This window comes from Pyxidicoccus xibeiensis (assembly GCF_024198175.1).
In the GTDB taxonomy this organism is placed as follows: domain Bacteria; phylum Myxococcota; class Myxococcia; order Myxococcales; family Myxococcaceae; genus Myxococcus; species Myxococcus xibeiensis.
In genome coordinates, this window is the sequence record NZ_JAJVKV010000012.1 from 205,687 (window position 1) to 220,664 (window position 14,978).

The 14,978-nt window shown below is 72.2% G+C and carries 8 protein-coding genes; 5 read left to right on the forward strand and 3 right to left on the reverse strand.

Going from position 1 to position 14,978, the window contains the following annotated elements:
- Window positions 1–13 precede the first annotated feature (13 nt).
- Window positions 14–685 (reverse strand): hypothetical protein, encoded by a 672-nt coding sequence (locus LXT23_RS37700; RefSeq protein ID WP_253985265.1) that lies wholly within the window; start codon window positions 683–685, stop codon window positions 14–16.
- A 634-nt stretch (window positions 686–1,319) separates the two neighbouring features.
- Between LXT23_RS37700 and LXT23_RS50235 the strand changes: the two genes are divergently transcribed.
- Together LXT23_RS50235 and LXT23_RS37715 are read left to right on the forward strand one after the other, a co-directional pair.
- The gene (locus LXT23_RS50235; RefSeq protein ID WP_407692938.1) at window positions 1,320–5,465 is read left to right on the forward strand and encodes a two-component regulator propeller domain-containing protein; all 4,146 of its coding nucleotides are present in this window, start codon (window positions 1,320–1,322) and stop codon (window positions 5,463–5,465) included.
- Between the two features lie 106 nt (window positions 5,466–5,571).
- Complete coding sequence (locus LXT23_RS37715) at window positions 5,572–6,906, forward strand: S41 family peptidase (protein WP_253985266.1); 1,335 nt, start codon at window positions 5,572–5,574, stop codon at window positions 6,904–6,906.
- 139 nt (window positions 6,907–7,045) lie between these two features.
- Here the strand turns inward: LXT23_RS37715 and LXT23_RS37720 are convergent, their stop codons facing one another.
- Window positions 7,046–8,017, reverse strand: a complete 972-nt coding sequence (locus tag LXT23_RS37720; RefSeq protein WP_253985267.1) for a PDR/VanB family oxidoreductase — start codon at window positions 8,015–8,017, stop codon at window positions 7,046–7,048.
- A 455-nt stretch (window positions 8,018–8,472) separates the two neighbouring features.
- On the opposite strand from LXT23_RS37720, the gene LXT23_RS37725 reads away from it, so the two are divergent.
- The 3 genes from LXT23_RS37725 to LXT23_RS37735 all read left to right on the forward strand — a co-directional run bounded on the left by LXT23_RS37725 (window position 8,473) and on the right by LXT23_RS37735 (window position 10,756).
- Window positions 8,473–9,099 (forward strand): hemerythrin domain-containing protein, encoded by a 627-nt coding sequence (locus LXT23_RS37725; protein ID WP_253985268.1) that lies wholly within the window; start codon window positions 8,473–8,475, stop codon window positions 9,097–9,099.
- Window positions 9,100–9,294: 195 nt separating this feature from the next.
- A complete protein-coding gene (locus tag LXT23_RS37730; RefSeq protein WP_253985269.1) occupies window positions 9,295–10,023 on the forward strand; it encodes an SIMPL domain-containing protein in 729 nt (242 codons plus the stop codon).
- 187 nt (window positions 10,024–10,210) lie between these two features.
- Complete coding sequence (locus LXT23_RS37735) at window positions 10,211–10,756, forward strand: hypothetical protein (RefSeq protein ID WP_253985270.1); 546 nt, start codon at window positions 10,211–10,213, stop codon at window positions 10,754–10,756.
- A 3-nt stretch (window positions 10,757–10,759) separates the two neighbouring features.
- On the opposite strand, the gene LXT23_RS37740 is transcribed toward LXT23_RS37735, so the two are convergent.
- Window positions 10,760–14,824 (reverse strand): putative Ig domain-containing protein, encoded by a 4,065-nt coding sequence (locus LXT23_RS37740; protein ID WP_253985271.1) that lies wholly within the window; start codon window positions 14,822–14,824, stop codon window positions 10,760–10,762.
- Window positions 14,825–14,978: the final 154 nt, after the last annotated feature.

Here is a 14,978-nt window from a genome sequence, read left to right on the forward strand (position 1 = left end):
CGGGACGGGCGCCTCACTTCCCCACGCGCTGCGCGGCCACCGGACACTCGGGCATCAGCGCCTGCAGGGCCGCGTCTCCGCCGCGAGCGCCGCGCACCGCCCGGTCCAGCGAGCTGCTGCACTCCCACGTCATGTCGCGCGAGCCGTGGCAGCAGTGCCAGCCCGTCAGCGTGCGCCCCAGATACTTGAGTGCCTCCGCGCGGGTGGGCGTGACGAGCAGCCACACCGCCCCGGCCAGCACCGCCAGCCAGGGCAGCTGCGGGGCCAGGCCCTTCAGCCACGCGCCCACGCCCCGGGGCACCCGCTCGGCGTACAGGCCCAGCTTCGTGTCCAGCGAGCGGTGCTGCACCACCACCGTCAGCAGCATGTCCACGGGCACCGTGAAGGCGCGTGCCAGCCCGCGCACCAGCCCCGGCGCGTGCTCGCCGCGCACCAGCCGCACCGCCGCCACCTGACGCCAGAAGGTGCGGCCCGTGAGCCCCCCCACCGCGCACGTGACGAGCCACGCCAGCACCATGGCCAGCACCATGCGGCCCGGGGTGCGCTCCTGCTCCAGCGCCCGCAGCGCCGCCCAGCCCACCAGGGCCGCCGTCACCAGGTCCAGCAGGTCCGCCACCCACAGGCGCCACTGGTACCGGGCCTCGTGCGCCACCGTGTCCGTCGAGAACAACGAGCCTTCGCTCATCCAGCCTCTTTTCGGGGCGCGGAGCATAGACCGGCGCCTCCGCCCGCTGTCGGAAATGACATCCACGCAAAGGCCTCGCGCGCTGCCGCTCACGCGCATGGGACGCGAGGGCCGGACACCGTGGCCCGGGCCGCGGCGACCCCGGACTCCAGGCCGATGACAGCCACGGGCCCCGGTGCCCACCGTCACGGCCTTGCTCCGAGGGGAAACCATGGGCCTGGCGCGCAGTCGTCGCAGACTCACGCTGGGAGTCGGTGCTGGCGGGAGGCCAGGCGTTTCGAGGCTCGCCTGGGTCGACCTCGGGACATGGCTGCTGTCGCCTTCCCGCAGTGGCGTGGGGCGGGATGGGCTCGCATCTTCAACCCAGCGCGAAGCGGCGCGGCTCCCTCCACCATCGGAGCCTCGCATCGGCCCGCGTGGGGGTGGTGGCTGGAAGGCGTCAGGCGCGGGTGGCCCGGCGTCGGGGGTGGTGGCGGAAGAGGCGGCAGCGACGGGGGAAGGGGGAAGGCCGTACCGGGCGTGGAGGTCGTGCTCCCGTCGCTGCCGCCAAGGCTGTGCCACTCAACGTTCCATCCAGGGTGGAATTCGTCGCGTTTGGCCTCCCGGGCGGTTCTGCCGGACACTGGGGGGCGACATGTGCATTCCGGGGTATCGCTACCGCGCTTCGTTGCGTGGACTCATCGGGCTTTTCTTCCTCGCGGGACTGCTCCTGGCGAGGCCGGGCATGGCCCTGGACCCCGAGCGTCGGGTCTCGCAGTACAGCCAGGACTCCTGGCGCGCCAACGACGGCCTGCCGCAGAACAGCCTGCTGTCGCTGGCGCAGACGCGCGACGGCTACGTGTGGCTGGGGACGTGGGAGGGCCTCGTGCGCTTCGACGGAGACCGCTTCCAGGTCTTCGACAAGAAGACCACGCCGGAACTGCGCAACCACATCATCAAGGCGCTCGCGGAGGACGCGTCCGGCACGCTGTGGGTGGGCACGGAGCAGGGGCTGGTGGCGTACCGCGACGGCCGCTTCGAGCGCGCCCCGGGCGCGGCGGCGCCGCTGGACGGCGTGAAGGTGCTGGGGCTCGTGGCGGGCGAGGGCGTGCTGTGGGTGGGCACCTCCGGCGGGCTGTGGCAGGTGCCGCTGGGCACCGGGACGGCGCGTCACTACACCGACGCGGACGGCCTGCCGGACGTGCACGTCCTCTCGCTGGCGCAGGGGGAGGGCGGCTCGCTGTGGGTGGGCACCAAGCAGGGCCTGGTGCGGGTGGTGGGCGGGAAGCTGGAGGCGGCACCCTTCCCCATGCCGGGCCCGGAGCCCCGGCCGTACGTGCAGGGGCTGAGCCGCGACTCGGCGGGCGTGCTGTGGATGGCGACGGCCACCGGGCTGCTGTCATGGAATGGGACGCTCGTGCGGCGCTTCACCGTCGAGGACGGCCTGCCGACGACGTCCGTCACCGCGGTGTACACGGACAGCCACGGCAACCTCTGGGTGGGCACGCGGCGCGGCGGCCTGGTGCGGCGCACCGCGGAGGGCTTCAGCGCGCCCGTGCCCGGCACGGGCCTGGTGGACGCGGAGGTGCTGTCCCTGCTGGAGGACCGGGACGGCCACCTCTGGGTGGGGACGTACTCGGGCCTGTACCGCCTGCGCGACGGCCCCTTCACCACCTATGGCATCCCCGAGGGGCTGGCCAGCAACGCGGCGGTCAGCGCCGTGCTGGAGGACAGGCGCGGGACGATGTGGGTGGGCACGGTGGGCGGCGGGCTGTACCGCCTGGAGGGCGGGCAGTTCGTCCACGTGGGCGCGGAGCAGGGGCTGCCGGAGAAGGTGATTCCCGCGCTGCACGAGACGTCCGACGGCACGCTGTGGATTGGCACCACCGGGGGCGCGTACCGGTACGACGGCGCGCGCTTCACGCGGATGACGCGCGCGCAGGGGCTGCCCCATGACGTGGTGACGGCCGTCCTGGAGGACTCGCGCGGCGACACGTGGCTGGGCACCCAGCGCGGGCTGGCGCGGCTGCATGGGGGCGAGGTCACCGTCTACGGGCCGAAGCAGGGCATCAACCACCCCATCATCGTCATGGCGGAGGACGCGAAGGGCCGGATGTGGTTCGGCACGGAGATGGGGCTGCTGCGCTGGGAGGAGGAGAAGAAGGGCTTCCAGCGCTTCCTGCAGAAGGACGGGCTGCCGGGCGACGTGGTGCTGGCGCTGCTGGCGGACCCGGACGGCACGCTGTGGGTGGGCACGGAGACGGGCGGGCTGGGGCGCCTGCGCGACGACACCTGGGCGCGCTTCACCGGCGCGCAGGGGCTGTACGACGACGCGGTGTTCAGCCTGGTGCCCGACGCCGACGGCTACCTGTGGATGAGCAGCAACAAGGGCGTGTCGCGCGTGTCCCGCGACGAGCTGGAGGCCGTGGCCTCGGGGAAGCTGCCTCGGCTGAGCTCGCTGAACTTCGACGAGCGTGACGGCATGCGCAGCTCGGAGTGCAACGGCAACACGCAGCCGTCCGGCTGGCGGGGGAAGGACGGGCGGCTGTGGTTCACCAACTTCGCCGGCGCCATCGTCGTGGACCCGGTGCGGGTGCACGCGAGCCGGCAGCCGCCCGAGGTGCGGATTGAAGAGGTGCGGGTGCAGAACAAGCCGGTGCCGGTGGAGGGCCCGGTGGAGCTGCCGCCGGGGCGCTCGCGGCTGGACATCCGCTTCACGGCCTTCACGCCCGGGGCCGCGAAGAAGCTGCCCTTCCGCTACCGGCTGGTGGGGCATGACGACGGCTGGGTGAGCTCGGAGGTGCGGACGGCCACGTACACGGGGCTTCGCCCGGGCAGCTACACCTTCGAGGTGCAGGCGGAGGGCCGCGACGGCGCGTGGTCGCAGCCCGTGACGCTGGCGGTGACGCTGGAGCCGAAGCTGTGGCAGCGCACGGGCTTCTGGCTGCTGTGCGTGCTGGGGATGTGCGTGCTGGGCGTCACCGTGTACCTGCTGCGCGTGGGGCAGCTGAAGGCGCGCGAGCGGTGGCTGGCGGAGCGCGTGCAGGACCGCACGCAGGCGCTGGCGCGGGCCAACGAGGAGCTGGAGGCGAACATGCGCACGCTGCGGCAGACGCAGGCGCAGCTCGTCCAAGCGGGGAGGATGGCGGCGGTGGGGCAGCTCGCGGCCGGCGTGGGCCATGAAATCAACAACCCGCTGGCCTACATCGTGTCGAACCTGGAGCACGCCAGCGAGGAAGCGGACGTGCTGGCGCGGGAGCTGGGCGAGCTGCGCGGGGCGGGGCCTCGCCTCAAGGACGTGAGCCAGGCGCTGCGCGAGGCGCTGCACGGCGCGGACCGGGTGCGGCGCATCGTCCGCGACCTGAAGACGTTCTCCCGCCCGGACGAGGAGCAGCAGGGGCCGGTGGACCTGCACGCGGTGCTGGACTCGGCGGCGAAGATTGCGATGGCCGAGCTGCGCCCGCGCGCGAAGCTGGTGCGCGACTACGGCGAGGTGCCGAGGGTGGAGGGCAGCGAGGCGCGCCTGGCGCAGGTGTTCCTCAACCTGCTCATCAACTCGGCGCACGCGCTGCCGGAGGGGCGGGCGGAGTCGAACGAGGTGCGGCTCGTCACCCGCGTGGCGCCCGACGGCATGGTGGTGGCCGAGGTTCGCGACACGGGCATCGGGATTGCCCCGGAGTCGCTCGGCCGCATCTTCGACCCGTTCTACACGACGAAGCCGGGCGTGGGCACGGGGCTGGGGCTGTCGCTGTGCCATGCGTACGTGACGGCCATGGGCGGCAGCATCTCCGTGGAGAGCGAGCCGGGCCGGGGCGCCGTGTTCCGCGTGACGCTGAAGCGCGCCGCGCGCGACTCGGGGGCGATGCCCGCCGTGGCCGTCCAGGCCGTGGTGGACGCGGCGTGGGAGGCGACGCAGGCCGCGCAGGTGCGTCCACCGGTGGAGCCGAGAGCGGACGCGGCGCAGGCCCGTGGCACGGTGGAGCCGAGGGCGGACGCGGCGCCAGCGCGCGGGGCCGTGGAAGCCCCCCCGGGCTCGCAGCGGTGGTCCTCGGTCGCGGACCCGTTCATGCCCGGCACCGGCACGACGCCGGAGACCCCGGCGCGCTCCTCGGAGGCCGTGCTCCGTGAGCGCACCGTGGGCTTCGTTCCTCCAGCAGGTGCCGAGGTCGTGAAGGCGGGCCCCACGGGGCCGATGGCCTGGGCCGTGAGCACGGTGTCGCGCACGGCGGCGCCGGAGGGCACTCCTTCAGGCGCCGCGGCCTCCACGAGCGGCACGGCGTCGGAGGCCGTACCGTCCAGGCAGGCCGCGCACGGACTGGCGCCGCATGCCCGGCCCGACGCGGCTCCACCGGCGCATGAGCCCCGCACGGATGCGCCGCTGGACACGGGCCCGGTGCAGGCGCGCGGCCGGGTGCTGGTGGTGGACGACGACGCGCTGGTGAGCGGGGCCATCCGCCGCACGCTGGCGCGGGAGAACGACGTCGACGTGCTGGTGAGTGCCCGGCAGGCGCTGGAGTACCTGCGTGGGCCGGAGCTGCGCTACGACGTGGTGCTCTGCGACCTGATGATGCCGGAGATGACGGGCATGGACCTGTACGACGCGCTGGTGCGGGAAGCGCCGCGCGTCGTGGAGCGGGTGGTCTTCATCACCGGCGGCGCCTTCACGCCAGCGGCGCGCCAGTTCCTGGAGCGGGTGGAGAACCCCCGGGTGGAGAAGCCCTTCGACCCGGAGGCGCTGCGCAAGCTCATCCGCACCGAGGTCGCCCGCGTCCGCCGCGATGCCGAGGGTCGCGCCGCGTAGCCCGGGCCCGGCCGGCCCTGTGCCAAGCGTGTCACGACGGCAGGGGAGTAACAGAATCTCCCGCTCCCGGTGTTCAGGCAGGTTCCATATGCCTGACGAGAAACGGATGACCCGCTGGTTCCGGCTGTTTTCCCTGGCGCTGCTCGTGACGCTGCCCGCGTGCGGGGAGGATGACGGAGAAGACCCGCTTCCCCTCGACGGAGCGCTGGAGGGCAGCTGGACCACCGAGGGCTATGGCTTCGTCGTCCGCTTCCAGGGCGACAGGGTGGCGCTGCATGAGCTCACCACGGTGAGCTGCCTGCGCTACGCCAGGGAGGGCGTGGAGGCGGATGGAACCGCTCCCGGGCTCGGGCTGCGCTTCCGGCTCGACGGCGAGCAACTCGTCATCGAGAACGCGACGACGCTCCACATCACCGCGCGGCGTGCGGCCTTCCCGGAGGTCTGCACCCGGCCGGAGCCTCGAGCGGATGACCCCGTGTCCAACTTCGAGGTGTTCTGGAGCACCTTCGCCGAGCAGTACGCCCTCTTCGACCTCTACGGGGTCGACTGGCGGGCCCGCTACGAGACGTTCCGGCCGCGTGTCACGTCCGGGACGAGCGAGGCCGAGCTGTTCTCCGTGCTGTCCGAGCTGCTCGCGCCCCTGACGGACGGACACATCTCACTCGAAGCGGACGACCAGGAGTTCCGTCCCAAGCCGCCGCCCGAATGGTTGGAGACGCACCTCGAGGGCGTGAAGCAGTACGTGCGCGGGCACTACCTCGGCGGGCCGGGCGTCACGCTGACGGCGCATGAACGGTTGGCGTACCAGTCACTCGACGCGCGGGTGGGGTACATCTTCCTCGCCGGCATGGTGGGCTTCAGCGGGCCCGCGGGCGACGAAGCGGACGACGTGGCAGCGGCGGCCCGCGCCATCGACGAGGCGCTGGCGGCGCTGGGCGACAAGCAGGCCCTCATCCTCGACGTGCGGTTCAATGCAGGCGGCTACGACGCCGTCTCGCTGGCCATCGCGAGCCGCTTCACGGACGTGGAGCGCCTGGCCTTCACCAAGAAGGCCCGTGTGGGGCAGGGCTTCACCCCTCCGCGGGAGTACCGCTTCGCCCCGGCGGGCCCGCGGCGCTTCACCGGCCGGGTCTACATCCTCACGAGCAGCCTGTCCGCGAGCGCGGCGGAGATCTTCACCATGGCCATGGGGGCACTCCCGAACGTCACCGTCGTGGGTGAGCGCACGGATGGCGCGCACTCGGACGTGCTGACCCGGCAGCTTCCGAACGGCTGGTCCTTCGGTCTGTCGAACGAGCTGTATGCCGCTCCCGACGGCCAGGTGTACGAGCGGGTCGGGCTCCCGCCGGACGTGGAGCTCGCCCTCGATGCGCCGAGCCTCGCCGGGGGAACGGACCGCATCTTCCAGGAGGCGCTCCGGCTCGCGGCGGACGGAGGCTGACGTTTCCCGAGGTGAAGCGCCTCCGGGCACCCGGGGCGCCTCGCATCCGGGGCGCCTCGCATCCGGGGCGCCTCGTGCCCGGAGTGTCCACGGGCCTGGAAGGGCGCGGGAGCGGCCCGCGCTTCCGGGCGCCGGGGCGCTACAAGTCGAGCACCAGCCGCCGCGTGCGGGCGCGGGAGACGCAGACGAGCATGCGCTTGTCGCCCGCGGGCTCCTGCTGGAAGAACGTGTCGCGGTGCTCGGGCTGGCCCTCGCAGACGCGGGTGACGCAGGTGCCGCACGAGCCGGCCTCGCAGTCGCTCTGCACGGGCACGCCGTTGAGGCGCAGCACGTTGAGCACGGACTGACCGGCGGGCACGCGCAGCACCTGGCCCGTGCTGCGGATGGTGACCTCGAAGTCGGTGTCCACCTGGCCGGAGGCCGCGCCGGTGCCCTCGGCGGTGAAGGACTCGAAGTGCACCTTCTCCCAGGGCCACCGGTGCTGGGTGGCGGCGGCGCGCACCGCCTTCATCAGCCCCGCGGGGCCGCAGCAGTAGAGCCGTGCGCCCGGCGTGCGGCTGGCCAGCAGCCCCTGCACGTCCAGCCCTTTCGTCGGGTCGCCTCCATCGAAGTAGAAGCGCACGCGGCCCGCGAAGGGCCCCGAAGACAGCAGCTCGCGGAAGGCGGTGCGCTCGGGTGAGCGCGCGCAGTAGTGCAGCGTGTAGGAGGCGCCGGTGCGCTCGAGCAGGCGCACCATGGCCAGCATGGGGGTGATGCCGATGCCGCCCGCCACCAGCACGTAGCTGCGCGCGAACAGCAGCGGGAAGTTGTTGGTGGGCGCCCCCACCTCCAGCACGTCTCCCACGCGCACCCGCTCGTGCATGGCGCGCGAGCCGCCGCGTCCCTTGCCATCCCGGTGCACGGCGATGACGTAGCGGTGCGTCTCGTCCGGGTCGTTGCAGAGCGAGTACGCGCGCACGTAGTCGCCCGGGCCCGGCACCCGCACCTCCAGATGGGCACCCGCCTCGAACGGAGGCAGTGCGCCTCCATCCTCCGAGACCAGCTCGTACGAAAGGATGTCCTCGGCCTCGCGAGCAATGCCCGCGACCCGGACGCGCAAGGTCTCATTCACCACCGTGTTCCCCCTTCCCCAATCCCACCGCGGGTATCCGTGGGCTCCCGGTCACCGCGGTCCGGACATTGGCCAGCAGCCCTGCAGCCGGTGATTGCTCCGGCATCCCGGGTGTTCGTTCGCTGGCTGCCATCCAAGAGCCTTGAGTCCTCGTGAGACGACGTGGAAACCCCGCATCGCTTGCAACTCCGGGCTGACTTCGTCCCAAGGCGATGACACAGGGCGGCACTCCAGGGTCAAAGGCTGGCACTCCAGGGCAGCCCTGGCGAAGTACCCAAGGCCCGGGTGGAGCCTGCCTGCCTGCCGGACATCCCGGCGGGCGAGCCATCCCCGTGCCGCCACGGCATCCGTGCCGGGCCATCCCCACCATCCAGGACGTGCCGCGCTGCGCCAGGAGCCGGGGGGGCCTCGGGCCCGGAGCCGCGCGGCTTCAAGACCTCGGGGGAGGAGGACCCATGGATGCCATTGCATTGCTGAAGGCCGACCACAAGACGGTGGAGCAGTTGTTCCGCAAGTACGAGAAGGCGGGACCCAATGCCCACAAGCTGAAGCGCAAGCTGGTGGACCAGATGGTGCGCGAGCTGTCGATGCACGCGTCCATCGAGGAGCAGGTCTTCTACCCGGCGGTGCGTGCGCGCGCGGAGGAGCTGGGGGACGACGTGCTCAACGCGCTGGAAGAGCACCACGTGGTGAAGCTGACGCTGGCGGAGCTGGACGCGCTGCCGCCGGAGGCGGAGCGCTTCGACGCCAAGGTGCACGTGCTGATGGAGAACGTGCGCTCGCACGTGCTGGACGAGGAGAGCGAGCTGTTCCCCGCCGTGAAGAAGGCCTTCCGTCCCCAGGAGCTGCGGACGATGGCGGACGTGCTGGAGATGGCGAAGAAGGCGGCGCCCACCCGGCCGCACCCGCTGGCGCCGGACACGCCGCCGGGCAACATCGTCGCGGGCGCGATGTCGGCGGTGATGGACATCGGCCGGGACGCGCTGCGCTCCGCGCGCCGCAAGGCGGCCACCAAGGTGCGCTCCGTCGCCGGGCTGCGGCCGGGCGCCCAGGAGCCGGGCGCGGACGCCACGACGCACTAGCCGGGCGCGGACGGACGGTGCTCTCACTTCCTGAGGGAAGGAGGGAGCACCTTCCGGGAGTGGGAAGTGAGTGGGCCCCGAGACGGAGTGAATGCCGTCCGGGGCCCTGCCGTCCCAGGGGGTGAGGACGTCGTCAGCCGACGCCGCACCGCACCCGCCCGAGGAGGCGCCATGCTCCACACCTTTCGTCCCTGATTGCTCACCGCTGTCCTGCTCACCGGCCTGGTGGCCACCGCGCAGTCTCCGTCCGTGCCCGTGCCGCGTCCCCCGGTGGACCCGCTGGTGCGGACGATTCGCGTGGAGGGCACGGGCGAGGTGAAGGCCCAGCCCGACGAGGCCTTCATCGACTTGGCGGTGGAGACGCTGGCGCCGACGGCGAAGGCGGCGGGAGAGCAGAACGCGAAGCGAATGGAGAAGGTGATTGCGGCGCTGACGTCCGCGGGCATCGCCCGGCGGGACATCCAGACGCGCAACTACTCGGTGTATCCGGACTACGCGCCGCAGGGCCCGAACGAGCAGGAGCCGAAGCTGCGGGGCTACCGCGTGAGCAACCTGGTGAGCGCCCATGTGACGGAGCTGTCCCGCGTGGGGAGCCTGCTGGACCAGGCGCTGGCTGCGGGCGCGAACCGGGTGGACCAGGTGCGCTTCGGGCTGAGCCGTGAGGACGCGGTGCAGGGCGAGGCGCTGCGGCAGGCGGTGGCGCGGGCGCGCAAGTCGGCGGAGGTGCTGGCGGCATCGCTGAACGTGAAGCTGGGCGCGGTGCTGGACGTGAGCACGGTGACGGAGCCCCCGCGGCTGTACGCGGCGCGCTTCGCCATGGCGGAGGTGGCGGATGCCCGCGCCTCGACGACGCCCATCCAGCCGGAGGAGCAGACGGTGCAGGCGAAGGTGACGCTCATCTTCGCCATCGAGGCCGCGCGGTAGCCGTTCCGCTGGACGAGGCGACGGGGTGGCCCTCCGTCGTCCGCCCGCTGGCCTTCGAGGCACGAGGCGCCCGGGCCCGTGGGTTCTCGGCCGCCCCCGCCGTCCTCATGTTGAGGAGGAGACGGAGGGAGGCCGGGGCCGAGCCTGGGCCCTGGGGGCTCCTTCCCGGGCGGGAGGGCACGAGACGATGAGCGGCGCACGTGGCTGGACGTGGCTGGCGCTCCTGGTGGGCGCCCTGGGGCTCGGGTGCGAGCGGGGCGAGGGGCTGCAGGGGCCTTCGGCGGGCGAGCGTGAGGGGCGCTCCGAGGTGCTGCGAGAGCTGATGGCCTCGCGCGAGCCGGCACCGGACCCCGAGTCCCTGAAGGGGCCCGACGCGATGGTGCAGGAGCCTACGGGACAGGGCGGCTCGGGACGTCCCGAGCCCACCGGGAGCGTGCAGGGGCACGTGACGTGGGTGGGCGACAACGAGCTGCTCATCCGGGACCTGGCCGGCGTGGAGCGGGACCTCGAGGTGAACCCGGGCACGCGCATCCTGCTGAAGGGCAAGTCCCTGGGGCTGGGCGGGATGTGGACGGGCGATGAGGTCCGCGTGAGCTACGACGAGGGCCCCGGAGGCTGGGTGGCGCGCGAGGTGGAGGTGCTGCCCCGGCCGGAGCCGGAGGTCCTGCCCAACCTGCGCGAGACTCCCCAGGGCCGCGCGCGGCCGGGCGCCGAGCCCACGCCCCCGCGCTGAACCTCAGAACGCGCCGCCATCCGCGCGCCGTCCCGGAGAGGCATTGAGGCCCGGGTTGAGCGTGGTGTGGGGGACGAAGCCCGCGTCCGGCACGGCATCGGGTCTCCGGTTGATGGAGCGGTTGTCCTCGGTGGTGGTGTAGGGCACCAGGTCCGCGATGCCGCCGTCGGAGATGTGGAGGTACGCGGTGTCCCCGTCGTTGTTGAGCCCGAGGAATCCGGTGGAGGCGGCCACGGTGTTGGGCGTGCCGGCCGGAAAGCCGCGGGGGCCGCCGAAGACGACGAAGGCGCGGCCCGGGGCGAGCGTCGTCCCGGAGGCGAAGACGTGACGCTCGGCCGTGGAGTCGCGCAGGCTCCAGCCGGACAGGTCGGCGCTGGTGGAGCCGGCGTTGACCACCTCGATGAACTCGTAGTGGGAGTCTCCCACGCCGCCGTCGAGGGAGGGCTCGTTGGCGAGCACCTCGTTGATGAACAGGTGCGGCGCGGGCGAGGGCCCTGGGAGGTGGCCCTCCAGTACATAGCGGCTGATGACGGGGTAGTGGTCGCTGACGGTGTTCCCGTAGTTGTGAGGGGACGTGTTGGGGCGCAGCACGCGGACCGAGCCGGGCAGGTAGTCGGCGGCCATCTCGTTGGTGGCGAGCGTGTGGTCGATGGCGTCGGGGTAGTTGACGGTGGTGCGCTCACCGGCGAGCGACAACGGCCGGGTGATGAAGGTGTAGTCGGAGGCGTCGAGCAGGAAGGACTCGAAGGGGGTGACGAGCGGCACGCCACCACTCTCCGTAATCGAGTGGTCGACGTCGTCATTCCAGTCGCCGATGACGAGCACGCGCTCGAAGGGCAGCTGCGAGTCGAGGTAGCTCTTGAGCGCGGCGCTGGCGCGCTGTCGCTGCCCATAGGCGTCCAGGTCTTCGAACGCCTTCATGTGGACGACGATGACGGTGAGGTTTTCATCGGCACCGTGGGCGCGGACGGTGAAGTCCACGCGCAGGGGCGGACGGCCAGCGAAGTCGAAGGCGGCCTCGGTGAGGATGAGGTAGGCACCGAGGAAGGTGAGGGTGCTGTCGTAGAGGATGCCGGGCTTCTGCTCTCCGTTGCCGTACCAGAAGTCGCCATCGGGAACGTAGGCGACGTCATTGGCGAGGAAGCCGCTGTAGCCGGGCAGCTGGGCCTTGAGGGTGTCGAAGTCGTTGGAGTCCACCATCTCCACGAGTCCCCACACGTTGACGCCCGCGTCACTGCTCAGGATGTCGCGCGCGTAGGCAATCTGCAGGTCGTCGGGAGTGCCGCCATCGGAGGTCGAGCTCGGAGGTCCCTGGTTGGGCGCGCCGAACCACTCGATGTTCCAGTGGCCCACGGTGAACAGGGCGCCCGCGCCGCTCACGAAGAGGGACAGCGTGCGCGGGGGCGACTGGCTCTCGGAGTCGCTCACGGTGACGGTGAAGCTGGAGGTGCCGGTGGCCGTGGGCGTGCCGGAGAGGACGCCCGTGGAGGACAGGGACAGCCCGGAGGGCAGCGCGCCGGTGTGGCTCCAGGACAGGGGCGCCCGCCCGTTGGAGGCGGTGAGCGTGGCGCTGTAGGGCTGGCCCACGGTGGCCTGCGGGAGCGAGGTCGTCGTCACGACGGGCGGCGCGTAGATGGGGAGGGTGATGGCGCGCACGGAGGCGCGGTTGTTGGCGTCGGAGACGCGCACCTCGAAGGATGTGGAGCCGCTGGTGGGCGTGCCGCTGATGCGCCCCGTGTAGGCGTTGAGCGACAGCCCCGTGGGGAGCGCTCCCGAGGCAATGCTCCAGGTGAAAAGCGCCTTGCCCCCCGCTGCGGACAGCTGGGTGGAGTAGGCCTCGCCGACGCGACCCTCGGGATGCGAGGTGTTGACGACGGTGGGGAGCAGGTACGTGGTGAGGACGAAGGGCTGCGTCGCGGTGCGCCCGTTCGCGTCGGAGACGCTGACCTGGCCGGAGGTGGTGCCCACGGAGTGGGGCGTGCCGAAGAGCTCGCCGCTGCTGGTGAGGACGAGCCACGCGGGGCGGGTGCCGGGCGTGAAGAAGACGTAGGGTGGCTTGCCGCCGGTGAGGAAGTACCTGGCGCTGAACTCCTCCGAGACATAGCCGTCGAGCTCGAGGCCGGGTCCCGAGAGGGACAGCGGCACGTACACGGCGAGGGTGAGCGACCGGGTGGCGCCGCGGCCCGCGCTGTCGGTGACGCGGAGGGTGACGGAGAAGGTGCTGGCATTGTCACCGGGGGTGCCGGAGAGGGCGCCGGTGCTCGGCGTGAGGGTGACTCCCGTGGGCAGCGAGCCGGAGGCGATGGACCAGGTATGCGGCGCGCGTCCGCCCGTGGCGGTGAGGCTGGCGGAATACGTGCTGCCCGAGTAGCCGTCAGGGAGCGCGCTGGTGGTGATGGTGGGCGGACCGTAGACGGCGAGCACCCACGTGCGGCTGTCGGTGCGTCCGCCCTCGTCGGCGACGCGGACGGTGAAGGAGGACGTGCCGGCGGCCGACGGTGTGCCGCTGAGCGTGCCGTTCGGTGAGAGGCCCATTCCCGCGGGCAGGGAGCCGGAGGCGAGTGACCAGGTCAGCGTGCCCCGGCCGCCCGTCGAGGAGAGGCGCTGGCTGTAGGGCTGTCCCAGGTCACCGTCCGGCAGCGTGGTGGAGGTGATGGCGGGAGGTGCGTGGACGGTGATGGAGACGGAGCGCGTGGCGGTGCGGCCATTGGCGTCGCGAGCGATGACGTCGAAGGCGAAGCCGCCCGCCAGGGAGGGCCGGCCGTGGAGGAGCCCCTCGGGTGCGAGCGTCAGCGAGGGAGGCAGCTCGCCGGAGGCGGTGAAGACATACGGCGCCCTGCCACTGGAGGCCGTGAAGGGGAGCGCGACGCTGTCATTGACGTAGACGCTCTGGGCAGGCACCGCGGCGACGGAGGGAGGCGCATACGTGGCGAGCGTCACTTCACGGGTATCGCTGGCACCATCGGCATCGGTGACGCGGACGGTGAACGAGGACGTGCCCGCGGTGGTCGACGTGCCCTCGAGGACACCTGACGCGAGGAGGCTCAGTCCCGTGGGCAGGGGGCCCTGCGTGAGGGCCCAGGTGTACGGAGGCTGGCCGCCCGCGGCGGAGAGGGCATGGCCATAAGCGGCGTCGGTATACGCGTCCGGCAGGGTGGTGGGCGTGACAGTGAGGCCGCCGCGAACGGAGAGCTGGAAGGAGGCGGAGGCGGCGCGGTCATTGCGGTCCTGCACCTCGACGGTGAAGGACGCGGCGCCCGCGGTGGTGGGCGTGCCGAGGATGGCGCCCTCCTCCAGCCGGAGTCCCGCGGGCAGCGAGCCCGAGTTGATGCGGAAGGTGAGCGGCCCCCGGCCGCCCGTGGCCTGCAGCGCGGCGGAGTAGGGCACGCCGACGACGGCGAGGGCGAGCGGGGTGCTTGAGAGGGAAGGCGGCGCGAAGACGGAGAGGGGAAGGTCGCGCTGGGCGGAGAGGCCGGCGGCGTCCTGGACGCTGACGGTGACGGCGAAGGTGCCCGAGGCCACGGGGGGACCGGTGAAGCGGCCATTCGCTCCGAGCCGAAGGCCCGACGGCAGGGCGCCGCCCGCGAGGGTCCAGGTGTAGGGCGCGGTGCCGCCCGAGGCCTCCAGTGAGACGGAGTACTCGGTGCCGAGATACGCATCCGGGAGGGCCGAGGTGGTGACCTGGAATCCCGAGCCACGGACTTCAATGACAAACGTCCCGCGAGCGGAGCGGGCACGCGAGTCACGGACCTCGAGGGTGAAGGAGGCGGAGCCCGAGGTGGAAGGAGTGCCGGTGATTTCGCCCGAGCTGGAGAGCGTCAGGCCCGCAGGCAGGGAGCCTTCGACGAGGTGCCAGGAGTACGGAAGGGAGCCACCGGAAGCGGAGAGGCTCGCGCGGTAGGGCGAGGCGACGGTGGCGGCCGGGAGGGCGTCGGTGGAGAGGGTGAGCGCGGAGTCCCCGCCGTCCTCGGGGTTTGAGCCAGCATCCGTGCCGGGAGTGGGGTTCGAGCCGGGACACGCCGTCAGGAGGAGGGCGAGCAGCAGCGACAGGACGCGTGGGAACCGCATGGAGACTCCGGCCCCCGAACCCGGGCCCACTGAAGATGAGCGCGTCACTGTAGTGCCACACGGTGACAGTGACGTACGGGTCTTCATCCACCCATCCGGGGAAACAAAAGGGCCGCGGCTCCCTGGGGAACCGCGGCCCGGATGATTCAACCGT